Below are 25,504 nucleotides of genomic sequence, written 5' to 3'. Positions count from 1 at the left end.
CGGGCGGGGGGGCGGGGCGGGGGGGGCGAGTTGCGCTGGGCGCGGACCGGCCGTGTGTGTTCGGCTTTCGCGTGCTCCTGCCGCTCCGCCTGGGCCGCGTGGGGCGGGCCCCCCCCCCCCCCCCACGACGGGTCGGCCTTGGGGGAGAGGTGGTCGGGAAGGTTGAACGCGCTGGTGGTCAGGGGAGTCACAGCCGCCGATTCTGCGGCATGACCGGGGCCTTGCCGCAAGGCCCCCCATGCGCTATAAGTTGAGAAAGGCAAGGAGAGCTATCTCCTTGCCTTTGTCTTTGGTTCTGATGGCCACCTGGTCGTCCGCAGTGGCCCGAAACCGTCCTCGCGAAGATGCGGCGCATTCCGCTCACGCGTGGTCGCAACACGCCCCCAGCGATCCGCACTTACGCCGCCCTGTCACGGACATGCCTCCGGCCGTGGTGCGGCGCGCGAGCGCATCCTCACCACGGCCGGAGCCGGGATTTTTCTCGAGCCCGCTGCTGACGTCGGGTCAGCTGTGCGAGACGGTGAGCCCGTAGAACGCGACCCGGGCGCCCTTGGTGGTGCTGTCGGAGGAGGACTGGTTGTACGAACCGGCCTTGAAGTACTGCTTGTACGGGTCGAAGGACGACGGTATGGAGTAGTGCGTGGTACTCCCGTTGACCGTCAGGTCGATGGTGTGACCGCCCGAGACGCCGATCGTGTAGCTCCAGGTCTTGCCGACCGACACATTGCCGACGGTGTGCAGCGTCTGGCCCCCGGAGGGCGAGTTCTCCGTGCCCAGGATGATGTCGCCGTTGGACCGGTAGTACAGCTCCAGCAGCGGCTTGGTGGACGAACCACCGCTGCCGAGGTGGATCTGACCGACGCAGACGTTCGAGGTCACCGACACGACGCGCAGCGTCGCGCTCAGCTTGTGGGTGCCGGCGAGCGACCAGTCGGCGGCGCTGCCGCTGCGGTTCATCTCCCGCAGCTCGGAGCGAGCGTAGTTCGAGTTCGGTGTGGTGACGCCCTTCTCCGGCGCCCAGAAGGTCATCGCGCCGTCGCGGGTGTCGGTGTAGAAGTACGAGTCCTGGAACCCATTGGCCCCTTGGAGCCGGGAGGACGAGATCGTGGTCGGTGAGCCGGGGGAGCCGACCGGTTCCTGGAGCTGCCAGATCCCCAGGTCGAAGTTGCCGCCGGGTGCCTTGGACGGGTCCGCCATGATGGAGGCGTCGGCCTTGACGGCGGGAGCGGCCTTGTCCGATGGGGGCGGAAGGGTCGCGCCCCCCGCGGTGGGGGAGACGAGGGCCAGGCCGCCGAGGGCGGTCACGGCGGCCAGGGACGTGAGGACTGTACGCATGCGCATGGGGGGTGCCTTCCAGTCGGCCGGTGGGCTCAGTTGGCGGACGCGCGGACGTCATACCTGTTGTTCATGTCAGTGAACGGGGTATTCACACATGAACTTTTGGTGTCGCGACAGTAGGACCGTGGCGCGACCACGTCAAGACTGATAGAGGAGAGTTCGCGTATGTGACCCGGTGTCAGTTGCGGGGCCGGCGAGTCATCGGCACAGGGAAGGGCCCGCACGTCCGTGCGGGCCCGGTGCTGCTGCTGTCCCCGTCAAGCCTGTGTGCGTCGCACGCACTCCGCGACCACGGCACTCAAGCTGCCGGTGGATTCGAGGAGTTGACGCTGTACGCGGGCTCCGTTGCCGTCCCTCAGCAGTACGGAGACCGCCTGTTCCGCCCGGTCGGTGTCGCCGCTGTCGGCAAGGGCGTCGCCGACGTGTTCCAAGAGCGCCCGTACGACGTCCTCGGCGGGCTCCGGCCGCAGGAACAGCGGATGCAGCAGGTCCTCCTCCAGCCCGTACCGGGCGGCCCGCCAGGCGGCCAGGCGCAGGAGTTCGACACTGTGCCCGATCGGATCGCGGCCCGCACGCCACTCACGTGCCGCCGTCTCGACGAGTCCACGGACGAGCGTGGCGATCAGCAGAGCGGTCCCCGCATCGAGACACACGTCCGCGACACGGACCTCGACCGTCGGGTACTGCTCGGAGAGCCGGGCGTCGAAGTACACCATGCCCTTGTCGCGCATCACGCCCGTGGCGGCCATGGCGGCGACCCGCCGGTGGTATTCCTCGGCCGAACCGAAGAGCGAGGTCGGTCCGGCCATCGGCCAGCGTCCCCAGACCCGGCTGCGGTAACTGCTGTAGAGGGTGTCCTGGCCCTGCCAGAATGGGGAGTTGGCGCTCAGCGCCGACAGCACCGACAGCCAGGGCCGTATACGGTCGATGACCGCGGCGCCCTCGTCGTCGGATTCGACCGACACATGGATGTGGCAACCGCAGGTGAGCTGCTCCTGCGTGGTGAGCCCGAACTGCTCCGCCATCCACCGATACCGGGTGCCCATATTGATCGAGGGGCTGACCGGCAGCGGTGACGTGGCGAGCGCCACGACCGCGGTGCCGATCTCACCCGCGACCCGCCCGGCTTCCTTCCGGCAGCGGACGATCTCCGCGCCGAGCTCGGCCATGTCGGACTGCGGATGGGTGGCGAACTCGAGCTGCTGGCCGTGCAGCTCCTTCTCGAAGGTTTCGTCCGTCGCATCGTTCAGCGCGGCACGAGCGAGCACGGCCGCGGACAGGGCCTGCGGGTCCCCGGTCTCCGGATCAACCAGGAGGAGTTCCTCCTCCACTCCGACGGTGCGCATGTGAGGCGGCCTTTCTTGACAGGTCGTCGTTCGGACGAGTGTGGACGGGGGCGGGAGCCGGGAGTGGTGCCGCCCGGTTACTCGTCCTCCCGCGAGCTCCTCCCATGATCTGCCCTCGCAGCCCTCTCGCCCTGCACGAAGGGATCGACATCCGGGTCGTAGGTGCCGGCGTGGTCGGCGAGGGCATCCGTCACCCGTTCCCACTCCTCGGCCTCGGCGCCGGCGCGTACGGCCTCGCCGTCGCTGAGGGCGGAGGAGTCCGCCGCGAGTCGGGCGGCGTCGCGTGCGGCCTTCGCCTCGTGGTGGGTCATTCCCGTCGCGCGACGCTGCACGTGCCGCCAGGCCGCCCGTTCGTCGGCGGTCGGCTCATCCGCCGGTTCCTGCGCCGGCGCGGTGCGACCGGCCGCGCCGCGCTGGTGTTCTTGCTCGATGCTCACTTGTCGTCCTCGACGTCGATGCAGGCTGCCTGTCCTTGTGGATTCCGACTTCCCGCGAACGGGAGACGGACACCCGCCGACGGAGGGGACATCGGCTCAGCGGGCGTCTGCCGGACACTTCCGGGGTCTGCCTGGCCTGTGCCGGTCGCTTCCGGGGTCTGTGTGCCTTGTGCCGGACGCTTCCGGGGTCTGCCCTGTGCGGGTTGCGACCGGGGTCGGCCCCGGTCTGCCCTGTGCGGGTCGCGACCCCGGTCGCGGACTGTTACGACTACCGTGCGTAGCGGACCTGCCCCTCGCCGCGCTGCCGCCATCCCCTCGCGGCCGCGCGGCCGTGGGCACTGCGACCAGGGGCCGTGAAAGGTGCACAGTAGGAGTTATGGGCTTCCGGCGACGCGTGGCCGATCTGTGGCAGCCATGGCAACCGAGCCATGCGCTGGTGGCGGTTCCCCTGGCGCTGATCGTGGCCGTCTCGGTCCTGGACGTGCTGGCCCCGAGCGATGTCCATCTCGGTCCGCTGCTGGTGGTGGCGCCCGCTGTCACTCCCTCGCTCGCCGGCCCCCGGCTCACCGCTGTGATCGGGGCCCTGGCGGTGGGTGCCCAGACGGTCATCGCCGCGTTGCGGGGCGGATTCACCACCAACCACCAAGTGCAGATCACCGCGCTGGCGGTGATCTCCCTCCTGCTCGTCGTCTTCTGCCGCGAGCGTGAGCGTCGCACCCGTGAGCTGGCGAAAGTGCGGTCGGTGTCCGAGGCGACACAGCGGGTGGTGCTCCGTCCGCTGCCCCACCGGATGGGCCCCCTGCGGATCGCCTCCCTGTACCTGGCCGCCGAGGACGAGGCGCACATCGGCGGCGACCTGTACGCGGCGACGCGCACCAGGGGCAGCGCACGTCTGATCATCGGAGACGTACGGGGCAAGGGGCTGCCCGCCATCAGTGACGCCTCCGTGGTGATGGGCGCCTTCCGTGAGGCCGCTCACCGGTGCGCCACGCTCCTCGAACTCGTCGACGCGCTGGAGGGGAGCGTCTGCAGACACGTCTTCGAGCATGCCGAGCATGCCGAGCGTGCAGATCACGCCGAGCGTGCCGAGCACGTCGAGCGTGCCGAGCACGTCGAACACTCAGCGCCCGCCGGTCCTCGCGAGGCGGACCACGAGCTGTACGAGCACTTCGTCACCGCGCTGATGCTCGACATCCCCGACGAGGACCCCGTCGCGCAGATGACCTCCTGCGGACACCCCCCGCCCCTGTTGCTGCACGGTGACCGGGTGACCGCGCTGCACGCCCGCCAACCGCAGCCGCCGCTCGGCATGTGCGGCCTGCCGAAGACCGGAGTCACCGTCGACGCCTTCACCTTCGAGGACGACGACACACTGCTGCTCTACACGGACGGTGTGATCGAGGCCCGGGCCCCCGACGGCTCCTTCTATCCGCTGGCGGAACGGATCGGGCGATGGTCCTGCTGCAGTCCCGAGTCCCTGCTGCACCACATCCGTGACGACCTCGTCGCCCACGTGGGCGGGCGCCTGCGCGACGACGCGGCCATGGTGGTGATCCGCCGCTCACCGAAGCTCAAGCCCGGCCATCAGCTCAGGAAGATCATCCACCTTGACGGCTTGCCCCACGAGGCCGAGGACGCCTAGGGAGTGCCTCCAGGCCGGGTGGTCATGTGATCGGACCCGCTTGTTCGATTGGTACTCCAGCCGTCTTCGTGACCTGTCACGGGGAAGGCGGTGAGCGCGGGCGGGTTGGTGGGGGCCGTCTACGGCTGGAGCGGGAGTTCGAGAGGGCGCCGCAGCCCGTTGCGGAGCGAAACGGACTCGCGGTGCTGCCGTGCTTCGGGCTCGCCGCCGAGCACCGCAGCGCCTCACCTCGGTCTCGGACGCCCTCCTGGCGTGACGGTCACGCCGGTGAGGGCAGGTGACGCCAAGTCCCGTGCCCGGTGTGCGAGTTCCTCCGCATCGCGCGGCGAAGGAGGGAAAACCCGTGGTCACGAAGGTTTTGCTATGGCAAGGTGCCCTGCCGTGACGGACATTGACAGCATCGAGATCACCCCCTTCGCCGAGCGGCCGGAGCTGATCGCCCGCGCCTACGAGATCACCGATACGTGGCCGTTGTTCACAGCCCACGATCCGGTCGTGGTCGCCCTGCTGGGCCGCGTGATCGAGGAATTCCCGCGCTACTGCGTGGTGGCGACGGACGGCGACCGCGTGGTGGCGCGCGGGCTCAGCGTGCCCTTCGACGCCGAGCGCGACGGCCGTGAGGAGACGCCGGACAAAGGATGGGACCAGGTCCTGGTGTGGGCGTTCCACGATCGGCTTCGAGGGCAGGTTCCGACAAGGGCCAGTGCCCTGGAGATCACGGTGGACTCGGAGTACCTCGGCCGGGGGCTGTCCTACCGCATGCTGGCGGCGCTGCGGGGCGCGGTCGCCCGGCAGGGGCACGACGTGCTGCTGGCGCCGGTCCGTCCCACGGCCAAGCATCTCCAGCCACGCGTTCCCATGGCCGAATACATCGGCCAACAGCACGCCGACGGACTGCCGGCCGACCCCTGGCTGCGCGTCCACGTCAAGGCGGGCGGCACCATCGAGAAGATCGCGCCCGCATCCATGACGGTCAGCGGCTCCCTGGCCCAGTGGCGGGAGTGGACCGGCCTCCCCTTCGACCGTGACGGCGCCGTCGAGGTGCCCGCCGCGCTGGTGCCGGTGCACTGCGACCTCGCGCACGGCCAGGCCGTCTATGTCGAACCCAACGTCTGGGTCCGGCACGGCGCATAGCCCGCCGTGATCGGTGGACCCCGCCGGCGTTCGCCCGGCCGGTCACGTGGGCGCGAGCAGCTGGGGGGCGGTTGTCAGTGGCGGGTGCGACCCTGCCGTTATGGATGAGCAGCAATTCATGCGCGGCCGGGTCTACGGGGCCGACCATGACGATCCTGATCCCGGCCCGCGGCCCGGACATGAGTACGCGGAGCTGGTGGGAGGCCCGCTGGACGGTCTGTTGCTGGATGTGACGGACTGGACGGCGCATGAGCGGCGCGAGGGGGCCGTCCTGCCGACGGAAATAGGGGCTTACGGCCCGGGCGGCCACACGCTCTATGGGCCCCGCCCGGGCGACGAGCGCCGCTTCGACTGGCACGGCGACGCCCCTTGAGCCGCAGGGGTTCGGCCCGAGCAGGTCGCCGAGATCCTCGCCCGGGGTTCGCCGTCCCGGAGTGGCCGGCTGTTCGCCTTGTGACGGCGTGCGGCGGTATTGGTAAACGTCCCGCCGTCCGTGACGTAGGGTGGGGACTACCGACGCGGGGTGGAGCAGCTCGGTAGCTCGCTGGGCTCATAACCCAGAGGTCGCAGGTTCAAATCCTGTCCCCGCTACTCGCAACTGAGGGCCCGGCAGCCAAAGCTGCCGGGCCCTCAGTCATGAAGCGGATGCCCGCACGCGCGGAGCCTTCAACGGCCAGGTGGCCGGGCCCGCTTCGGTCACCGCCCGCACGGCGAGCCGGGCGGAATTCGATGGGACGGAACTCGGCGGCCGGAATGCCGCCGGCAAACCGGAACCCCATGGATTCAGTGAGAAGAACCTGTCGAATTCCATGAGGAAGCCTTGTGTTCGCTGTGAGACAACGGAGATCGCTTGCCCGTGTTCACGGTGATCGACTACACATTGATTGAGCAGCCCGGAGTCGGCCCCACCATCAGAACCAGGCATTGCATTGATGAGGCGATGATTTCACCTCGGTGTCTCTTCGGCTCTCATCGCACGTCCGCACGCCGATCGCTCAGAGCCCTGCTTCAGCAACGTCACCTCGTGGCGAATGCACCCACTGGGACTTCCAGCCGCCTTACGACCGTTACGGACGCTTCCGCGTACGGCGTTCCCCTGGACCCTTCTCATCCGACTTCTGGAGGCGTACATGTACCGTCACCGTCGCGTCACGCTCATGAGCGCTGTCGCAGTCGCCGTACTCGCGACCACGCAGGGGATCGCGCCTGCTTTCGCGGCCACCGCCCCGCTGTCCCACGCGCGGGAGGTCGCCCACTTCGACATCAGCACAAAGCAGCAGCCGGAGAACATCACGCTGGAGCCGAGCGGGGCGGCCGACGTGACGTTCACCAAGGCCAGGCAGGTAGCCCGGGTGACGCCGGACGGCCACACGACGATTCTGGCGACGCTGCCGGCCCCCGCCTCGGGCAACGCCACGCTTTCGGGCATCGTGCGCGCCGCCGACGGCACTCTTTACGTCAACTACAACGCCGGCAGCCTGTCCGGGGTCTGGCGCGTCAGCCCGGGAGGCACGGCCGAGCAGGTGGCCGCTCTGCCCGAGGCGAAGGTCGTCAACGGCCTGGCGCTGGACGAGCGCCACCACACCCTTTACGTCACCGACTCCACCAGCGGCACGGTGTGGAAGGTGTCGCCGAGGACCGGCGACGCGTCCCTGTGGGCGACCGGCGAGGCCCTTCAGACGTCCACCAGCGGGCGTTCCTCCGGGTTCGGTGCGAACGGGATCAAGGTCCACGACGACGCGGTCTGGGTGAGCAACACCGACAAGGGCACCTTGCTGAGCATCCCGATCGGCGCGGACGGCACCGCGGGCAGCGTCACGACCCGGGCCGAGGGCGTGACGAGCATCGACGACTTCACCTTCGTCGGGCAGGGCGACACGGTCCTCGCCGCGCAGAACTTCGCCAACTCCGTTGCCCTGATACACCCCGACGGCACCCACGAGACGGTACTCACCGCCGAGGACGGCCTCTCCAACCCCACCTCCATCGCCGTACGAGGGAAGACGGCGTACGTGGCGAGCGGCGCGTACTTCACACAGGACGACCCCAACCTGCTCCTCGCCCACATCAACAACTGATCGCGACCCGGAGGACGCCTGTGCGCCGATACGCCCGCCCGTTTCGACCGGCGGGCGCATCGGACGTGGGCTGCTCTGCCGCACGACGGCAGGGCCTGGAGGAGTTCACAAGGCGCGGAGCCAGTCCGCCAGGCGGACGTAGTCCGCGTCGGTGAGGCCGCGACGCGGATCGACACGATGGAGCAGGGCGGACCGACCGTGCCGGGCGGCCACCCAGTCCCGGTCCCTGTCCGTGATCTCGTCGTCGACCCAGACGAATGCACGCCCGGCCGCCCAGCCGACGAGTGCACGCGTCTTCCAGTGCAAGCCCGACCGGACATCGCGTTCATCGTCCTCGGACGGCTCCGGCCACTCCACAACAGGCAGCGGCGGCAGGCCGAGTCGCGGCGCGATGCAGTCATTCGCCTCCTCCGCCCAAGTCGTCGCCCAGAGCAGGTCACACGGCAGTGCCGCCAGCTTCGGTCCGTGTGCGGGATCGATCCGCGCCAGAAGCGGATTCGCATGAGTTTCCGAGAGATCGAGGGCCGAGGGGTACGTCCGATAGCCCGCCGTCTGATGCTGGGGCGATGCCCCGAAGGGGATGAGCGGCCCGTCTACGTCGAGGAAGAGCAGCGGCCGCTGCGATGGATCAGGCATCGTCGCAAGATAGCGGCTGATCGTGGCGAGGGCTTGGGCGCTGGGCGTCCCGCTCTCGATTGGCTTGCGGTGCGAACCGCCGCGACCGTCAACGAGATCGATGTTCGACGCAGAGCCGGCCGCTTGCTTCGCGATGGGAGGCGGCAAATCATTTGCCGATCAGGTAACCCGTTGACAGGCTGGGAACATGAGTTCTGAGCACGACGCCGTTCCCGGTTCCTCCTCCGCGCCGCGGGCTGCGGAGTGGGTGACCACGCCCATCACTGCGGACCTGCTGCGCGGAGCGGCCGACTTGGAGCACACCGAGCACGGTGTGCTGCCCCACCGGCTGCCGGCCCGGGCCCGTGCCCAGTGCGCCGACGCGCAGTTGGCGCGGGTGGAGTCGCAGCCGTCGGGCGTACGGCTGGTGTTCCGTACCCGAGCCACCGTCGTCGAGCTCGACACGCTCCGCACCAAGATGGCCTACGAGGGTGTCCCGCCCCGCCCGGACGGCGTGTACGACCTGCTTGTCGACGGCAGCCTGGCCGGACAGGCGAGTACGACCGGCGGCAACGTCCTGGTGACGGACATGACCACCGGAACCGCGCAAACCCGGCCCGGCCCGGTCGGCACCGTGCGGTTCGCCGGACTGCCCGACTCCGCGAAGGTCGTCGAGATCTGGCTGCCGCACAACGAGATCACCCAGCTGGCCGCCCTCCGCACCGACGCCTCCATCGAGAGCGTGCCGGACGGCGGTCGCCCCGTGTGGCTGCACCACGGCAGCTCGATCAGTCACGGCTCCGACGCCGCAAGCCCCACCACGACCTGGCCGGCCCTGGCCGCCTCCCTCGGCGATGTGGAACTCATCAACCTCGGTCTGGGCGGCTGCGCCCTGCTCGACCCGTTCACAGCTCGCGCCATGGGTGACACCCCCGCGGACCTGATCAGCGTCAAGATCGGCATCAACGTGGTCAACTCCGACCTGATGCGGCTGCGGGCCTTCGGCCCGGCGGTGCACGGCTTCCTCGACACCATCCGCGAGGGCCACCCCACGGCCCCGCTCCTGGTCGTCTCGTCGATCCTGTGCCCCATCCACGAGGACACTCCCGGCCCCAGCGCCCCGGATCTCAGCAACGTCAGCGACGGGAAGATCGAGTTCCTGGCCATGGGAGACCCCGCGGAGCGCGCCCGCGGCAAGCTGACGCTGAACGTCATCCGGGACGAACTGGCCCGCATCGTGAAGCAGCGGTCCGCCGACGACCCGAACCTGCACTACCTCGACGGCCGTGACCTCTACGGCGAGGCGGACTTCGCCGAGCTGCCGCTGCCCGATCAGATCCACCCGGACGCCGCCACGCACCGCCGTATCGGCGAACGCTTCGCCAAGCTGGCCTTCGGCACCGGCGGTCCCTTCACCGGCTAGCGTGCCCGAACGCCCGTTTCTCCTCCGGCCCAGAGCAGCATCAGGGCCGGAGGAGAAACGCGTCGGCGACGGTCGTGCCGCGCATGGAGCAGACCGCTCCCGTCCCGCGTACACGCCAAGGTGGGGTGGACCTGGCTGTCAGCGTCCCTGTGCCGGGGCCACACCCACGTCAGAGCTCGTGGTCGATCCCGGTGACGGCGGCCTGGCCCAGCGGGGCGTCGTCCTCCGTGAAGCCACTGTCCCGCAGGGCGCTGGAGACGAGGCGCACCGCCTCGGCCTCGGCACTCTTCTGGTCCGCGGCCTCCACTTCGACCCGGACGGAGAACATGCTGCCCTCGTCGACCGTCAGAAGGTGCAGCTCCTCGCTCTCGCCCATTTCGGTGTTCTGCGGATCCTGCGGACGCAGCCGGCGCTCCACATCGGACCGCGAGGCATCGGTGATGCCGTGGACGAACGTGCCGGGGACGGTGATGACATACGTGGTCACAGGAACTCCTTATACGCGTACGCCCCCGCCGTGCGAGAGCGTCCAGCTTGCTGGGGATTGCCGTCACTGACCCTGGAGATTCTGGACGAGCATCCAGATGGCGGCTCCGAGAAACACCGCGCCGGCCATCCGCATCACCGGATAGCCCTTGCCCGTCGTTTCCATGGCCTCGTCATCCCTGACGAACGGACGTTGCAGAAGCCGGTCGGCCCTCCACAGGAGTTGCGGCCGGACGACCTGGACCAGACCGATGAGCAGGAATGCGGACAACATGGCGGTGACAATGGGTCCTCCCTTTCGGGTGTCAGGCGCTGGATGCCCGAGGTGCGGCCGGTGGCGTGAGCGTTCGGCTACCCCACATCGCGGTGGGCATCCCGCAGACGCCTGATTCCGTCGCGGGGCGGTCGGCCGTGACGGTCGAGACCGGGGGTGGCGGCTACGGCGAAGCTCCCTGAGGCCTGCGGAATACAGGAGCGGACGACAGCGTTTCGGCACTAGTGGCCAAGTTCCCTGAATCTGAATTCTCTCCAGCCGAGCGGGAAGCAATCCGTGCGCGACTGGCGGCCGAGCGTGCCGGTACGAGCGAACAGATCGCGGCCCTGAACCGTGATTTCGAGGGAATCGTCGAGGCGAACGCTCTCGTGGCGGTCGATGACGAACACGATCCGGAGGGGTCGAGCACTGCCTTCGAGCGCGCTCATGTCGCCTCCTTGCTGACACAGGCGCGGGAATATCTGGTCGATCTGGGCCAGGCACTGGAACGGCTCGAGCAAGGCGTCTATGGGCGATGTGAGACGTGCGGCGAGCTGATTCCCGCGGAACGCCTGGAGGTACGCCCGGCGGCGAGGACATGCGTGAAATGCGCCGGGATCCGCTCGCGCTGAGACGGCGGCGGCAGGCGTTCCTGAGGTCACGACCGGTCGGTGCGTGGCTGAACGCGGGGGCCCGCCGTGGCACCCCCGCACCCGACCGTCGGCGGTACGACCGAGGCCGGCGAGTTGACCGAGCCGGTCAGCCGTTGCCCGGCCAGAACGTGACCGAGCCGTCAGCCGTTGCTGAGGTTCTTTACCGGAAGGTTCTGGCTTGCGCCCGCGAGATAGTAGTCGTTGGGGGCCGAGAAGATCACGAATTCGTTGTCGTAATCCCTGATCTTGCTGGTGACGATGAAGTTGCCCTGGGCGTCCGTGGTGGTCTGCGCGTTGAAGGAGCTCTCAAAATACGTACGCAGGAGTACTCGGGTGCCGGCGACCGGGCCGTGTCCGGCGGGCCAGGTGACCTTGCCCTGCACGACGAGGATTTCGCCCGCATGGACCCTGGTCTTGTTGACCTTGTAGCTGATCGTGCCGGCGGTGGGCTGTGTGACGACGGTGGTCTCGGCGAAGACGATGTCCTGGTTCGTGGGGTCCTCCGGAGGATCGTAGGAAGCGTAGAACTGCACCTGGTTCAGGGGAGTGACGAAGGTGCTGTTCTGAGTAAGCCAGCGGTCCGCCGAGACGCCGTCGAGAGTGAAGTGCCCATTGCTGTCGGTCCGGAGGGTGCCGAGGCTGCGGCTCTCGCGCTCGATCGGGTCGATGGGATCACCCCACGGGTTCCACGTCTTGTAGAGCACGGCCTCCTTGACCGGGACCGTGGCGTCGGTTACCGGCGAGCCGTCGGCGCGGCTCAGGGTGCCCGTCAGGTTGACGGTTCGGTGTCCGAAGTCAGCGGTACTGGGGTTGGTGGACAGCGTCAGTTGGTAAGGCGCCGGCGTGGAGGTGCCGGGCGCGCCGGCGCCTCCGGCAGGCTCGGCTGATGCGGGCAGCGTGGCGGCCGCGGTGGTGGTGAGGGCGAGCAGGGCGGTCGCGGTCAGGCGAGCCGCCAGTGGACGTAGGCGCATGCGAACTCCATGGGTTGATCCGGTCGTCGTTCGGAAGGCGTTGCCGCCGGTCGTGCCGGCAGGTTGGACACCCCGACCGGCGCCCGTGGTTGTAGCGGCGCCCAGGAATGCACGGCGTGTACACGGGGGGTTTCCGCGCCGGACATCTGCTGGTCCGGCGGGGATTGGTGGCGGCCTCCCCTCGACACCCGCAGCGTGGCCGGCGACCGCCCGCCAGCCGCATGGAAACCGGAGATTCGCCTTGGTGGTCCTCGCCAGAAATCCGACCTCGCGCGAGATGGATTCCTGGGTGGAAACGGAAGGGCCCCAGATGCCCGACAGCGGGGCCCTCGAATCCGAGGAATATGTGAAAATGCCGTCGGCGAAAGGGAGTTGCGGACGAGTGGTTACGGTATTATGGGAAAGTGCACGCTAGCGAAGTGGAATGGATGCGGGTGAATGGCTGACAGAACACGCGACTTCGGTCACTATGGAGCCCGCGGTATCAAGGGCAGTGAGGCCGTGGCCCGTCAGCTCGACAGGCTCGCCGGGTACGTCGCGACTCCCGTCACCGCCCGCCGCGGCCTCTCGGCCCGGTTGCACTACCTCACCCGTACCGACCATGCCCGACAGGCCGCGCGGGAAGCCGGTCTGACGGTCACCGACCGCACGTTCAAGGCCTGGCTCGACGGCAAGCGCCGTCCCTCCAAGAAGAACCTGGAGCGCATCGAGACCGCCTATCGCGCCGTGCGCCGTCACAACGTCGCTCGCTATCTGAGCGGACGGCTGAACGCGGCAGGCCGCGGTACCCGCGTGGAAATCCACCCGGTCAACCAGTCCCAGGTGCCCCGCCCGCGCCAGCGTGTCGTCGAATACCGCGCTCTCAACGTCCGCCACTGGGACGCCCTCGTGAACGCCTGGGCCGTCGCGGATGCCCAGGCCCTGGACGATGCCTGGGTCGAGCAGATCGTCGACCTCGGTTCCCAGTGGGGTCAGTACGAGTACGTGACCAACGTGGGCTTCGCTGCCTGAACGCGGTGGGGGCCGGCGTATCCGATCGGCCCCCTCCGCGAGGCGCCCCGAGCTCGCGGTCCTTCACGACGCCACCGCAGACGGGGCCGCCTCATTGCACGTGCCGGCCCCGGCGTGATGCGCCGACAGGTCCTAGTCGAGGCGTCCGGTGCAGGCCACGTTCTCCTTGTCCTCGGCGGCCTGGCTGGCCTCGGCGGCGAACCACGCGTCGAGGATCTCCTTCAGCAACGGCTCCGACGTCAGGCGCAGGCTGAGCGCCAGCACGTTGGCGTCGTTCCAGCGCCGTGCCCCGTCCGCCGTGTAGGCGTCCGTGCACAGGGCCGCTCGTACGCCCGGGACCTTGTTGGCGGCGATCGACGCGCCGGTGCCGGTCCAGCAGCACACGACCGCCTGGTCCGCCGTCCCGTCGGCGACATCGCGGGCGGCCGACATCGAGCACGGCGCCCACTGGCTGTCGTCCCCGGGCTTCAGCGCCCCATGTGTCATGACCTCATGACCGCGACTGCGCAGCTCCGCGAGGAGAGAGCGGGCCACGGGTTCGTCCATGTCCGAGGAAACGGAGATCCGCATGGCTCGGACACTACTCAGTGGACGCGGTGAATGTCCCCGATCCCGCGGCACGGGCGTTCCCCGCGGCGGACCGGCGCGGCCGGCGAGATCAGTGAGCAGACATCAGGAAGGCCACGCCCGGCCGACGGTGGGTGAGTCCACCCGACTCGGGGCAGTCGATGCCACCGGCACCGCTACTCGATGACGTGGCCGGCCCCCGCCCCCGTGGGCTCGAAGTCGAGGGGAAACGTGACGACCAGCGACGTCCCGTTGCCCGCCGGGCTGTCGATCCTGATCGTGCCGCCGAGCGCCTCGACCCGGTCCCGCAGGCCGACGAGTCCCGAGCCGCGCCCGGAATCCGCTCCGCCGACGCCGTCGTCGCGGATCGACAGGACGAGACCGGTGTCGTGCAGCGCCAGGGACACCGCGATGTGCGACGCCCGCGCGTGCTTCGTCGCGTTGGCCAAGGCCTCCGACGCGACGAAGTACGTCGCTACCTCGATCGGCTCCGGAAGCCGCGAGTCGGTCGTGACATCGAGCTCCACCGGAATCGCCGACCGGCGCGCGAGGGTGCGCAGGGCCGGCCCCACACCACCCGCGGAAAGGATCGCGGGGTGGATACCGCGCGAGATCTCCTGGAGGTCCTCGACCGCACCGGTCAGACCCGTCGCCACCCGGGCCAGCGCGGCGCGGAGTTCGCTGCTCTCGGGCGGGACGTTCGCCTCCTCCGCACGCACCGTGAGGACGAGGGAGACCAGTTGCTGCTGCGTGCCGTCGTGCAGGTCCCGCTCGATCCGGCGGCGGGCTTCGTCGGACGCCGCGACGATGCGCCTGCGCGAGGCGGCCAGTTCCGCACGGCTGTCCGCATTGGCGATCGCGGTGGCCAGGAGTTCCGTGAAGTCGGCCAGGCGCTGCTCGGCGTCGGCCGGGAACCGCTCCTGGTCTGTTCCGGCGCCGATGGATCCCCAGAGAGACCCACCGACCATGATCGGAACCGCCACGGCACAGCCGGTGCCCAGCTGCCCTCTCCGGCCGACGCCACCGAGGGTGCGACGGTCGCCGTCCACCCGGGCCGGCCGGCCGGTGCGCGCCACCTCGGTGAGGGCGAGCTCGGACGCGAGCGACACACGACTGCCCACCGGGAGTTCGTCGCTCGCGGTCCCGCTGCTGGCCACGATCGTCATCATGCCGTCCGGCTCCAGTCGCCCGATCGCGGTGGCCCGGGCGTCGAGCAGGCGCTCTCCCTCCTCCGCGACGGCCGAGAAGACCTCTGCCGACGACACGCCCCGCGCCACGAGGGTCGCCACGCGCCGCAACGCCGCCTGCTCGCCGGCGAGCCGTCGCAGCTCCCGCTCGGTGTGCCGGCGCTGCGTCACGTCCCGTGCCACGCCGTACATGGATCTCTCCGCGATGCCGGGGGCCGACGTCCACTCGAGCACCCGGTACGACCCGTCCTTGCGTACGTACCGGGTCTCGAACGACGTGACCTTCATCCCCTCGCGGATCCGCCCGGTGAGCGCGGCCGTCTTCTCCCGGTCGTCGGGATGGACGAGTTCGAGGAAGGGCCGGGCCAGGAACTCCTCCACGGTGTAGCCCAGGATCTGTTCGACGGCCGGATTGACGCGGGTGGTGCGCCCTTCGAAGTCGGCCACCGCGATCAGGTCGGAGGAGAGCCGGAAGATGCGGTCCAGTTCGTCCTGCGCTCGAGCCCGCCGGGCCCCGTTGACTCCCAGCACCCCGGCGAGGGCGGCGAGGACGAGACCGGCGGCCAGGATGATCCACTGCAGGACAGCCGCAGCGCCGTGCACCGATTCCTGGGGAACGGCGACGTCGAACCGCTGTCCCGCTTCCGTGAACGTGGCGTGCACGGCCCTGGTGCCCTGGAGATCGCTCGTGGAGCTGCCGCCGACGGCGAGCCGCATCGGCGTCGGGTCCGTCGCCGCGGTGCGCAGCGAGAGCTCCGACATGAACAACACGACGAACCCCGGTTTCACGACGTCCCCGACCAGGCGGGGCGCCGCCCGGACCAGGAAGAGCCCGGGCGTGCCGTCATTCTGGGCCGCCAGCGGTGTCGCGCGGGCGTCGCGCGAGGTCCGCGCCCGGCGCACGGCCGCCCCCACACCGGTTTCGTCGCCCAGATCCACGCCCGGCACCGCCACGGGAGAAATGCCGGAAACCAGTGTCGCCGGCAGATAGGAGGACCGTGACCCGACGGGCACGATCCTCAGTTGCCGGTCGCGCGTGACGATGGGGTGCCCGATCCGGTGCTCGTACGCGGTACGACGGCCTGCCGGAACCTGCTCGACCCACGCTGCGGCGGGGAAGCCCGCCGGACTGAGCCACCGCGACGCGTTGCTCTCGAACTCTCCGCTCGTGACCTGGGTCCCCGCGTCGCTCGCCAGGAACCGGCGCAGGCTCTCGGCCAGGGAGGACCCCTGGACGACGCGTTCGTGGATCTGCGCGGCGGCGAGTTCGGCGCGGTGCATGGAGCTGCGTCGCGCGTCCCGCTCACCGAGCAGACGAGCGCCGAAGAATCCGGCAACGGTCAACGCGAGGACCATCGCCACCGTCAGAACCTGCCGAGGCCGCATGCTCACTCCGCTCGCGAACGAGACAATCCTCCTCCATCACCGTCGCCTGAGGAAGACGCGTTCTTGACGTCGGAGCACGACGCGCTAGCGTGACGGCATCGGTCAAGACGGGCCGCAGGGCGAGGGATTGGCGGTCTTGACGGCCCTCTCGACCGAGGATGCCCGCCGGAGGCCGACCGGCCTGCGAGCGGAGGAGCGCCCACCCGCCGAACCCTCTCCCGTCCGGAGGGGCACCGTCCTCAGTGCCCGGGTCAGGAAGGCCGATGACGGACCAGCCCAGTGACCCACCCACCGGCGCGGACCGCCCTCCGGTGTCCCGCAGGTCGTTCCTGGGGGGCGCGGCAGCGATGGCGGGGCTCCCCTTGGCGGTGGCCTGTGGCGGACGAGCCACGCAGGGGCGGCAGTTGGTCGTCGCTGCGGCCACGACCCCGCCCAGCCTCGACTGGGAACTGGTCTTCGGTAAAGAGGTGTACGACCACGTCTTCAACCTCAACGACCGGCTGACCCGCTGGAAGGAGATCCCGGCCCCCGGCGAGCCGGGCGGCTACGACCTCGCCTGGCAGGCCGAGAACTTCCAGGACATCACCGAGCCGCGCATGGCGGAGGGGTGGGAGGTCACCAACGGCGGCCGAACCTACACGTTCTCGCTGCGAAAGGGCTGGCCGAGCCACGCGGACAACGAGTTCACCGCCGAGGACGTGAAGTGGACGTTCGACCGGAGCTTCGCCGTCCACGGCATCACCAGCTTCTACAACACCCTCGCCATGATCGAACGGCCCGACGACGTCCGGGTCCTCGACCGGTACACGGTCCGTATCGACCTGGCGGAGCCGGGGCCGGATCTGCTTCTGACGATGAGCGAGTTCTGGCGGGCGATGGTCGACTCCACGGTGGCGAAGAGGCACACGACCCCGAGCGATCCCTGGGCGAAGCGGTGGCTGAGGAACCACGACGCGGGCTTCGGCCCGTTCAGGCTCGCCGAGCTCAGCCCCGGCCGTCAGGCCGTCTGGGTGGCCCACAAGGAACACCCCTTCCCGCCCCGGCTGGAGCGGATCACCTTCCGGCAGATACCGGAGTCGTCCCGGCGGCTCCACGCGCTGATGACCGGAGAGGCGGGGATCGCCCAGTACCTGCTGCCCGAGGACATGCAACAGGTGCAGAACAGCGCGGACTTGCGCCTGTGGAACTTCCAGGGTTACGTCATCCACTCCTGCCCCATGAACCCCAGGTACCCGCCCCTCGACGACGTCCGGGTGCGGCAGGCGCTGTCGTACGCGACGCCGTACGACCGGATCATCGAGCAGGTCTACCGCGGCTTCGCCGGGCCGGCCCATGGACCCGTCTCCGACCACGCGGCCGGGTTCGACCCCTACTTCCGTCCGTACACCTACGACCCGGAGCGGGCGCGCGCGTTGCTGCGGGAGTCCGGGCACAGCAGGGGCTTCCGGACGACCCTGGCCTACAGCACCGCCGAGCCGCTGGGTGAACCTGTCGGCGCCGCGCTCAAGAGCGCCTTCGAGGACGTCGGGGTGACGCTCGACCTGGAGGCGCTCCCGCCGGGGACATACACCCACGCCCTGTTCAACGGCGAACGGCCGATGTTCTTCCAGAGCTTCGGGGCCGATTCTCCCGACCCCGCCTACGCGTTGGGCGTGTTCTACCAGTCGAAGAGCTCCAACAACTGGGGCGGATACCGCAGCGCTGCGGCCGACGCCTGTCTGGCCCGGGCCGGGCGTCCGCAACTCACCTGGGACCAGCGGCTGGAGGCCCACAAGCGGTGCACCGGCATCATCGCGAAGGACGCCCCTTGGCTCTGGATCGCGCAGCCCGGATTCCAGGTGGGCGCGCGCAGGAACGTGACCGGGATCAACTGGTACGCCGGTGAAGCCGTCGACTGGTCCAAGGTCGGCTATGTGAGTTGAGTCCCGCGAGGGCGCCGGTACGGGGTCATCGCGCGGGCCCCTGCTTCAGCGTCACCGAGGCGATCGCGATCACGACGGCCATGACCGCGACGGGGAGGGCCGGCGCGTAGGCGTGCGCATGACCGAGCATCCAGTCTCCGACGAAGGCACCGGCAGCCATGCCCACGAGCACCCCGGTCAGGCGGCGCGCCGCGGCCGCCGTGTGCGACCAGGCGGTGATACCGGTGACCAGGCTGATGAAGGTGGCGGTCGCGGCCGTGGTGGAGATGCCCGGCACATGGAGCGACCGAATGGCGTTCATCTGCAGTCCCATGGCGAATGCGTTCAGGCTGATGAGGATGTTGGACACCAGGCCGGACGGCGAGGTGGTCAGCCACACGGCGAGGAAGCCCGCCTGGGCGACCAGCGCGACACAGAGGGCGAGGGACACGCGACGGGGCCAGGCCTCGAAGATGTCGCTGTCCTCGACCTCGTCGTCGCCGTTGAAGGCCTTCAATATCCGCACCGCCAGTGCGGCTCCGACGGCGAAGGCGGCGAGCGAGATCACCACCCGCACCGGATCCGGTCCTGCGGGCGGCCGAGTTCCGGCGACACCGAGACCGAGAAACACGATGTTCCCGGTCTGGAATGCCGTGAAGACCTTTCCGAAGGAGAGGAAACAGATCGCTTCGAAGACACCTGACGAGAATGCCAGGGCCACGAGCAGCCGGTCCCGAATGGTCAGGAGCGCCGGAGTCGCGTGGGCGGCCGCCAGGTCCAGGCTTCGGCCGGTGGTCAGGCCGGTCAGGGGATCCGCCGCGCTGTAGGCCCGGGCCGGCACGCTCGCGGGACCGGACCGTAGGTCCTGGGACCGTGCGAACCGAGGTCGCCGTCGGTGGGTTTTCTCAAGGCCGCTTTCTCGCATGCCTTTCCCTCCAAGCGCCCGCGGCCAGGAACTCGCCCCAACCGGTTGCCGTATGCATGTTTCTCTATTCGTTCATGGTGCGACGACACCCCCTGGCAAATCCAGACCTTTGGGTGAAATGTGACCCAGATTTTGGCAATCTGCTTATGCGGGGCGTATTCGAAGAGGTCGGCGGCATATCGGCCCCGGCTCGCGCTTTACCCGCCTGCCCTTGCCCTTGCCCTTGCCCTTGGCGCACCGGCGCGGTGCGACGTCACTCGACGACGGCCATCTCGTGCGAGGCGGAGTTGAGCCGGCGTCCCGCCTCGTCGGTGCAGGTGACGATGTCCTCGATACGGACACCGAAGCGTCCCGGAAGGTAGATGCCCGGTTCTACGGTGAAGCACATGCCCGCCACCAGCGGCTGCTGTTCGCCCTTCACCAGGTACGGCGGCTCGTGCGGGGTGAAGCCGATTCCGTGCCCCGTGCGGTGGACGAAGTACTCGCCGTATCCGGCGCTCTCGATGACCGAGCGGGCGACCCGGTCGATCTCCTGACAGGCGACACCGGGCCGCACCGCATCGAACGCCGCCTGCTGCGCCGTACGGACGACGTCATGGACCCGCTGTTCCTCGTCGGTGGGCTCACCGACGTGCACCGTCCGCGTGACGCCGGAGTGGTAGTCGTCCTTGAGGCCGCCGAAGTCCAGGACCACCATGTCGCCCGTCGCGATGGTGCGGTCGCCTGCCCCGTGATGCGGGTCGGCGCCGTTGGGCCCGGAGCCGACCACGGTGAAGTCGACCCGGCTGTGTCCGTGCGCGCGCAGCAGCCCGGCGAGGTCGGCGGCCACATCGGTCTCGCGGCGACCGGCGAACCGTACGGAGAGGATCTCCTCGTACGCGGCTTGCGCGGCCGCGGCTGCCGAGGCCAGCCGTGCGATCTCGGGCTCGTCCTTGACGGCCCGGAGCATCGGCAGCGCGTAGGCCAGCGCCCGGTACCTGGTCAGCGGCACCGCCTCCTGCAGTTCCAGCAGGTGCAGCGCCCACGCGGAGTCGGACACGCCGTAGCGGCCGTCGGAACGCAGCAGGCCGGCCGCCACGGCGTAGGGGTCCTGGTCGTCCCTCCAGTCGGACACCCGCAGGGCACCCGCGCCCGGAGCCGCCTCCGCGTCCGGACGCTCCAGCACCGGTACCAGCAGCCGGGGTTCGGAGTCCGCGCTGAGGACGAGGAGCGTGAGACGTTCGGTTTCCGCGGTGGGCCGGTAACCGCACAGCCAGGTCAGGTCGGGACCCGGGGTGATCAGCAGGCCGGAGAGCCCGGCGCCGGCCGCGTCCCGGGCGGCGCGGGTCATGCGTGCCGCGTAGTCCCGCTCGGTGAAGGCCGGGGGTGTCGCCGCCATGGTTCCTCCTGGCCGTGTGGCTTCTCGCGTCGTCCAGTTGTCCATTGGACGGGGCGAAAAGGCCCGGTGCGTCCATGGACGCGGCTGTTCGAGTGAGCGAGAGTGCCGGACCGGCCGCACCCGGCGGCCTCGGGCCCAGGCCCGCGTGTTCCTGCTCTGTGCGTGCCGGACTGGCCGCACCCGGCGGCCTCGGGCCGAGGCCCGCGTGTTCCTGCTCTCTGCGTGCCGGACCCGGCCAGGCGTCCAGCATCCTCGGGCCCACGCCCGTGTGACTCCGGCTCCCACTCGAACGGGTGAATCGCGCTGCGACGGTCCTTCCCCGCGCCGAGGCTGGGCAACGACGAGCCGGGCCGGCACGGCGTCGACGTCATGCGGCCGCGAACGCGGTGAGAGGCCGAAGCCCGGTGCCGGTGGGCGTGAGCCCGAGACGTGGGACATCCGGTTCCGGTCGGTGTGAGCCCGAGAGGTGGGACGCCCGTCGGCGTGACGACGAGCCGGGAGCGAAGGGTTCAGCATGCGCCCGCAGGCGTTCACACACCTGGCGCTCATCACCGCGGCCCTTGCCCTCGACGAGGAACTCGACCGGTCGGAGACATGAGACGCGGTGTCCTGACGACCGGTCACGGCCGATGCGCTACTTGATGCACTCGGGCGGAACACGCGGCGGCCACTGGCCGACCGACAGCATGCCTGTCGCGTGCGCGCGTGCCACCAGGGCGGCGCGGTTGGGGGCCTCGAACTTACGGAGCATCAGGCCGACGTGGTACTCGACGCCCTGCCGGCTGAGATAGAGCCGGGCCGCGAGCTGGACGGTGGAGGCACCGCAGGCGATTCCCTCGAGGACCTGCGCGTCCAGCTTGCTCAGCAGGTGGCGGTTCCGCGTTCCGTTCGATTCGTCGGGCGCACTGTCGAGCACTTCCTCGTCGGGCTGTACGAGGATGACGATTCCGGTGAGTCCGCCGGAGGCCCCGTGCACGGCGATCGCGGTCAGCTCGCAAGTGAAAACGTTTCCGCTGTGGCCCAGGCCCACGACCCGCTCGACGACGCGGTTGCCACGCCCTTCGGACAGCCGGGTGAAAGGGCGGTCGAGCAGGGCCGGGGCGCTGGGATGCAGAAGGTCGTAGAGGCCGCGTCCGCAGATGTCGGCGGAGGTGCGGGCGAACAGGCGGCAGAAATCCGGGTCGGCCGCGATGATGTCGAGATCCGGATCCAGATGCGCGGTGCAGGTCCGGCGGCGGCTCATTCCGCGCGCCCGGCTGTCCGGTAAACGCGAACCCGTGGAAGGACGGCCGACGAGTATGACGTCTTCCTTGATGTGCGGGGCACCGGTGATTGTCTTTGTCATTAAGACGAACCGTCTCTCTGAGTCAGATGTGGGGGACCAATCAGTGTCCGCTGCGCGAAGTGACGGGACAGATCGGAGAACACCGGTCAGCAGGGCTCCGGACGGCTTCCGGATCAGTTCTGATCGGTTGCCAAAACACTAAAAATCGCGGGACAGGCCGGTCAAGCAAACTCTGGTGCGGTGCCCAAACACTGTGGTCGGGTGGTTCGGTGGTGCGGTCGTGGTGACACCGCCGTGGTGCGGTCGGCGTGTGCAGCGTCACTTCTGAGGGTCTGCGAGAACCTGGAGGCGCTGAATCCACTCACCGTGGATGCCGTGTTGCGCAGGTCACAGGTGGTTCCCAGGCGTCCGCGTCGCGCCCCACGGCTTGGACGGGACACCTGTGGCCACTCGCGAGAGGACACGGTGACCGAGTGCGGCAGCGGTCGGGTTCGGGCATCGGCCCCTCGGTCAGGTGGCGTTGACCGGGTCCGTGTTCCTGAGCGCGGACTCCAGGTCGCGTCTGCTCTTGATGCCCATTTTTCGATAGCAGTTCGTCAGGTGTTTCTCGACCATGCGGCAGGAGATCGACAACTCGCCGGATATTTCCTGGTTGCTCAGACCCGAGGCGGCGAGGTGGGCCACCTTGTTCTCGGACGGCGTGAGAGCCGGGCTGTTCGCGTTCCGGCTCGGCGCATTATGTCCCAAGTGGCTTTCCACGGCAGCCTGTACCCAAGGGGCGCCGCATTCCGCCGACAGATCCAGTGCCCGGCGCAGAAGGGCTCTGCCCTGTGCGCGTCTGGGCCCGAGGCGACGGCCGAGCGCAAAGAGCGCCAGGCACAGCTCGTACCTGTTGGGGTTCGGTTCCAGAAGCTGGACGGCCTCCTCCAGCAGCTCCGTGCCGTGCCGGCCCGGTGTCAGCCGGCCCTGTACCACCAGGGACCGGCCCAGTGAGGACGGGGCACCCCAAGCGCGGGCCTGCGCCACCTCCTGCCGACTGAGATCGACGGCGGTCGCGGTGTCACCGAGCCGCTGGTGCATGAGCGCGGCGTACGAGGCCCAGGGCAGGACGGCGGGGTTGCGCCAGCCGATCTGTTCCATCCGGTGCCCCGCCACGAGGAAGTGGTTGAGGGCCCCGCGGGTGTCGCCCGCGCGGGACGCCAGGCTGCCCTTGGCCACGGCGAGCAGGGCCGCGAGGTGCTCGTTCTCCGCGCCGAGGCGGTGCCGGCTCAGCAGGCGTTCGGCCCGGTCAGGCTGGGCCGTCTGGAGGGCGACTATCGCGAGGATGGCAGCGCACACCGCAGGAGGTCCGCCCAGTTCGGTGTCGGACAGCGCGTCGGCCTGCCGCGCCTTCGCCCTGGCGTCGGCCATGTCACCCACGCTGAGGGCCACCAGGGCCTGTTCGGCGCGGATGACCGTCTGTTCGACGTCGCTCCTGCGGCTCTCGGCGATCCGGTGGGCCTCGTCCAGCCAGGAGGCCACTCCCTCGGTACGGTCCGCCGCGGCGAGGACGTTCACCGCGAGCGGCAGAGCCGTGTGCACCTGCGTGGGTGTGGGCGGCTCGTGCTCCAGCAGCCGGGTCGCCAGATGCGCGACCGCGGTGGCCGGCACGGCGTTGGCCATGGTGGCGGTGTGGATCAGGACGGTCAGCAGCTCCCGTTCGCCGACGCTGTCCATCGGGGGCTCGGGCACGAGATCCGCCAGTCGTCCCACGGCGGACCGGACCCTGGCCGGGTCCTGGGCGGTGAAGAAGCGTTCCCTCGCCTCCAGGCGCAGCGCCAGTTCGCGGTCCACTCCGTCGGTGGTGCCGGACGCCGCCAGATCGGCCGACACACGCCGGACCATGTCGTCCACCGGGAACGCGGCCGGCGCCATCAGCACAGGGCCGATCCTCGCGACGGCCGCCGCCTGTTCGCGCGGCGTGTCCAGCAGTGGCACGGCCTCCATGATGTGGCGCACCGAGGCCACCGTGGCGAAGCTGCGCTCCACGGTGGTGAGGTCGATCAGCAGCCGGGCGCGCTCGGGGTCCGAGGAGGAGCTGTCCAGCAGGGCGCGGCGCAGGAACCGGGCAGCGTCCCTGGGCGCGCCGCGCCGCATGGCGCTGTCCGCCGCCGTCCGCAGGATCCGCAGGACGTCCCGGTCCTGCGGTGTGACGACGTCCATCAGGTGCTCAGCCGCCTGTTCGACGGGGTGACCCGAACGGTGCAGCAGCTCCGCGGCGACCGCGCGCATCGCCGCGCGCTCGGCGGGCGGCATGCTCTCCTCGACGGCGTCCCTGACGACGGAGTGCGCGAACACCGGATGGGCGCAGTCGGTGATGAGGCCGACCTCCCGCAGCACCCGCAGGGCCTCCGCGCGGCGCACCGCGTCCAGTTCGGCGAGTCCGTCCAGCAACTGGGGCGAGGTGTTCTCGTCGAGCACGGTCATGGCGAACGCGGTCCTGCGAATGTGGCCGGGCAGCGACTCCAGGAAGGCCGGCAGCCGTTGGCGCAGCAGCGAGGGACGCAGGGCGACCGCGTCCGCCGCGTGCTGCGCGGACGGCTTGAGACCGTGGAACAGCGCCTCCGCCAGGATGGCGGTGAGGAACAGCGGGTTCCCGCCGGACCGTTCGTGGCAGGCGGATACGAAATCGTCATCCGCCGGCGCGCTCAGGTATTCCTCGGTCAGTGAGCGGGTGGCGTCCCGGCTCAGGTTCTCGGGGCTGACGGTGTGTCCGGCCAGCGACAACAGCTCCTGGACCAGCGGCCGTTCCGCGCGGACGTCGCCCGTCAGCACTGTGCACACCACCAGGATCCGTCTGATGGGCAGGACGCGGGTCAGGTGCCAGAGCATCCGCAGCGATTCCGCGTCGGCCCAGTGCAGGTCGTCGACGAGGATCAGCACCGTGCTGTCGCGGCTCATGTTGGCGACCAGCGTGGTGAGCCCCGTGAGTGCCAGATTGAGCTTCTCGGCCGGCCAGGGGGCGTCGTGGCCGGCCGACGCGTCCTCCGTGAGGATCAGCCGGGCGCCGTGGGCCGTGCCCTGGAACCACCGCTCGGCCCGTTCGGCGGGCACGCGCGTGAGGACGGGCTCGATCAGCTGCCGCACGACGCCGAAGGCGAAGTCGTGCTCGGTCGCCGCGGCCTGGGCCCGCAGGGTCAGGACCTCCCGGGCCGTGCCGAGTTCGCCGATGGTCTCCAGCAACTCCGACTTGCCGGTCCCCAGGCCGCCGCGAACGATCACCATGCGGCCGTGGCCACCCGTGGCGGCGCTCAGCGCGGCGTTCACCTTGCTGACATCGTTATCGCGTTCCAACAGCACGGTGATGTCCTTCTTCCTCCGAGGCCTTGTCTGCCGAAACGGCCGGCGGGCTCCGCCCGTTCCGCCCGTACGACCCCGTGACGCACACGAGTCGGTGCGCGGGGGATTTACGCCCGTCCGCCGCGCTGCCCCAGGGCTCCGGCGGCCTG

The 25,504-nt window shown here is 69.7% G+C and carries 21 protein-coding genes and 1 tRNA gene; 9 read left to right on the top strand and 13 right to left on the bottom strand.

What is annotated here, in order from left to right; translation table 11 throughout:
* Window positions 1–504: 504 nt before the first annotated feature.
* The 3 genes from ACFVYF_RS17475 to ACFVYF_RS17465 all read right to left on the bottom strand — a co-directional run bounded on the left by ACFVYF_RS17475 (window position 505) and on the right by ACFVYF_RS17465 (window position 3,121).
* Window positions 505–1,341, bottom strand: coding sequence for a polysaccharide lyase family 7 protein (locus ACFVYF_RS17475; RefSeq protein ID WP_389456146.1), 837 nt, complete (start codon window positions 1,339–1,341; stop codon window positions 505–507).
* 254 nt (window positions 1,342–1,595) lie between these two features.
* Entirely contained in the window at window positions 1,596–2,684 is a 1,089-nt protein-coding gene (locus ACFVYF_RS17470; RefSeq protein ID WP_389456144.1) for a glutamate--cysteine ligase, read from the bottom strand.
* A gap of 77 nt (window positions 2,685–2,761) precedes the next feature.
* A complete protein-coding gene (locus ACFVYF_RS17465; protein ID WP_389456142.1) occupies window positions 2,762–3,121 on the bottom strand; it encodes a hypothetical protein in 360 nt (119 codons plus the stop codon).
* A gap of 376 nt (window positions 3,122–3,497) precedes the next feature.
* Here ACFVYF_RS17465 and ACFVYF_RS17460 point away from each other — a divergent pair, with 376 nt between their 5' ends.
* From ACFVYF_RS17460 to ACFVYF_RS17440, 5 genes are all read left to right on the top strand, one after another.
* Window positions 3,498–4,763 (top strand): PP2C family protein-serine/threonine phosphatase, encoded by a 1,266-nt coding sequence (locus tag ACFVYF_RS17460; RefSeq protein WP_389456141.1) that lies wholly within the window; start codon window positions 3,498–3,500, stop codon window positions 4,761–4,763.
* A 363-nt stretch (window positions 4,764–5,126) separates the two neighbouring features.
* Entirely contained in the window at window positions 5,127–5,897 is a 771-nt protein-coding gene (locus ACFVYF_RS17455) for an N-acetyltransferase (RefSeq protein WP_389456139.1), read from the top strand.
* A 100-nt stretch (window positions 5,898–5,997) separates the two neighbouring features.
* Window positions 5,998–6,270, top strand: a complete 273-nt coding sequence (locus ACFVYF_RS17450) for a hypothetical protein (protein WP_389456137.1) — start codon at window positions 5,998–6,000, stop codon at window positions 6,268–6,270.
* Window positions 6,271–6,414: 144 nt separating this feature from the next.
* Window positions 6,415–6,488: transfer RNA gene (locus ACFVYF_RS17445), tRNA-Met, on the top strand.
* Window positions 6,489–7,054: 566 nt separating this feature from the next.
* Entirely contained in the window at window positions 7,055–7,975 is a 921-nt protein-coding gene (locus tag ACFVYF_RS17440; protein ID WP_389456135.1) for an SMP-30/gluconolactonase/LRE family protein, read from the top strand.
* 105 nt (window positions 7,976–8,080) lie between these two features.
* Here the strand turns inward: ACFVYF_RS17440 and ACFVYF_RS17435 are convergent, their stop codons facing one another.
* Window positions 8,081–8,611, bottom strand: a complete 531-nt coding sequence (locus ACFVYF_RS17435) for an HAD domain-containing protein (protein WP_389456133.1) — start codon at window positions 8,609–8,611, stop codon at window positions 8,081–8,083.
* Between the two features lie 187 nt (window positions 8,612–8,798).
* On the opposite strand from ACFVYF_RS17435, the gene ACFVYF_RS17430 reads away from it, so the two are divergent.
* Window positions 8,799–10,013: a GDSL-type esterase/lipase family protein gene (locus ACFVYF_RS17430; protein WP_389456131.1), complete on the top strand. Its 1,215-nt coding sequence runs from the start codon at window positions 8,799–8,801 to the stop codon at window positions 10,011–10,013.
* Between the two features lie 169 nt (window positions 10,014–10,182).
* Here ACFVYF_RS17430 and ACFVYF_RS17425 read toward each other — a convergent pair whose 3' ends face one another.
* Entirely contained in the window at window positions 10,183–10,500 is a 318-nt protein-coding gene (locus tag ACFVYF_RS17425; protein WP_389456129.1) for a hypothetical protein, read from the bottom strand.
* A 63-nt stretch (window positions 10,501–10,563) separates the two neighbouring features.
* Window positions 10,564–10,773: a DUF6199 family natural product biosynthesis protein gene (locus tag ACFVYF_RS17420; RefSeq protein WP_389456127.1), complete on the bottom strand. Its 210-nt coding sequence runs from the start codon at window positions 10,771–10,773 to the stop codon at window positions 10,564–10,566.
* Between the two features lie 224 nt (window positions 10,774–10,997).
* On the opposite strand from ACFVYF_RS17420, the gene ACFVYF_RS17415 reads away from it, so the two are divergent.
* Window positions 10,998–11,384 carry a TraR/DksA family transcriptional regulator gene (locus ACFVYF_RS17415; RefSeq protein WP_389456125.1) on the top strand — a complete coding sequence of 129 codons (387 nt, stop codon included), beginning with the start codon at window positions 10,998–11,000 and terminating at the stop codon, window positions 11,382–11,384.
* Between the two features lie 161 nt (window positions 11,385–11,545).
* On the opposite strand, the gene ACFVYF_RS17410 is transcribed toward ACFVYF_RS17415, so the two are convergent.
* Window positions 11,546–12,376, bottom strand: a complete 831-nt coding sequence (locus ACFVYF_RS17410; RefSeq protein ID WP_389456124.1) for an acyl carrier protein — start codon at window positions 12,374–12,376, stop codon at window positions 11,546–11,548.
* Window positions 12,377–12,814: 438 nt separating this feature from the next.
* Here ACFVYF_RS17410 and ACFVYF_RS17405 point away from each other — a divergent pair, with 438 nt between their 5' ends.
* Complete coding sequence (locus tag ACFVYF_RS17405; protein WP_389456122.1) at window positions 12,815–13,387, top strand: transcriptional regulator; 573 nt, start codon at window positions 12,815–12,817, stop codon at window positions 13,385–13,387.
* 132 nt (window positions 13,388–13,519) lie between these two features.
* On the opposite strand, the gene ACFVYF_RS17400 is transcribed toward ACFVYF_RS17405, so the two are convergent.
* Together ACFVYF_RS17400 and ACFVYF_RS17395 are read right to left on the bottom strand one after the other, a co-directional pair.
* A complete protein-coding gene (locus ACFVYF_RS17400; RefSeq protein WP_389456120.1) occupies window positions 13,520–13,957 on the bottom strand; it encodes an RpiB/LacA/LacB family sugar-phosphate isomerase in 438 nt (145 codons plus the stop codon).
* Between the two features lie 173 nt (window positions 13,958–14,130).
* Window positions 14,131–16,527: a PAS domain S-box protein gene (locus tag ACFVYF_RS17395; RefSeq protein WP_389456118.1), complete on the bottom strand. Its 2,397-nt coding sequence runs from the start codon at window positions 16,525–16,527 to the stop codon at window positions 14,131–14,133.
* A 263-nt stretch (window positions 16,528–16,790) separates the two neighbouring features.
* Here ACFVYF_RS17395 and ACFVYF_RS17390 point away from each other — a divergent pair, with 263 nt between their 5' ends.
* Window positions 16,791–18,449 (top strand): ABC transporter substrate-binding protein, encoded by a 1,659-nt coding sequence (locus ACFVYF_RS17390; protein ID WP_389456116.1) that lies wholly within the window; start codon window positions 16,791–16,793, stop codon window positions 18,447–18,449.
* A gap of 25 nt (window positions 18,450–18,474) precedes the next feature.
* Here the strand turns inward: ACFVYF_RS17390 and ACFVYF_RS17385 are convergent, their stop codons facing one another.
* From ACFVYF_RS17385 to ACFVYF_RS17370, 4 genes are all read right to left on the bottom strand, one after another.
* The gene (locus ACFVYF_RS17385; RefSeq protein WP_389456114.1) at window positions 18,475–19,269 is read right to left on the bottom strand and encodes a YoaK family protein; all 795 of its coding nucleotides are present in this window, start codon (window positions 19,267–19,269) and stop codon (window positions 18,475–18,477) included.
* A gap of 337 nt (window positions 19,270–19,606) precedes the next feature.
* Window positions 19,607–20,731 (bottom strand): M24 family metallopeptidase, encoded by a 1,125-nt coding sequence (locus ACFVYF_RS17380; RefSeq protein ID WP_389456112.1) that lies wholly within the window; start codon window positions 20,729–20,731, stop codon window positions 19,607–19,609.
* 634 nt (window positions 20,732–21,365) lie between these two features.
* On the bottom strand, window positions 21,366–22,076 hold the full coding sequence (locus tag ACFVYF_RS17375) for a LuxR C-terminal-related transcriptional regulator (protein WP_389456110.1): 711 nt from the start codon (window positions 22,074–22,076) through the stop codon (window positions 21,366–21,368).
* A gap of 450 nt (window positions 22,077–22,526) precedes the next feature.
* Window positions 22,527–25,349, bottom strand: a complete 2,823-nt coding sequence (locus tag ACFVYF_RS17370; RefSeq protein ID WP_389456108.1) for an AAA family ATPase — start codon at window positions 25,347–25,349, stop codon at window positions 22,527–22,529.
* Window positions 25,350–25,504 lie beyond the last annotated feature (155 nt).

This window comes from Streptomyces sp. NPDC058274, assembly GCF_042881375.1.
Lineage (GTDB): Bacteria > Actinomycetota > Actinomycetes > Streptomycetales > Streptomycetaceae > Streptomyces.
The sequence above is the reverse complement of the archived record's forward strand: the minus strand, read 5'-3'. Positions and strand labels throughout refer to the sequence as shown.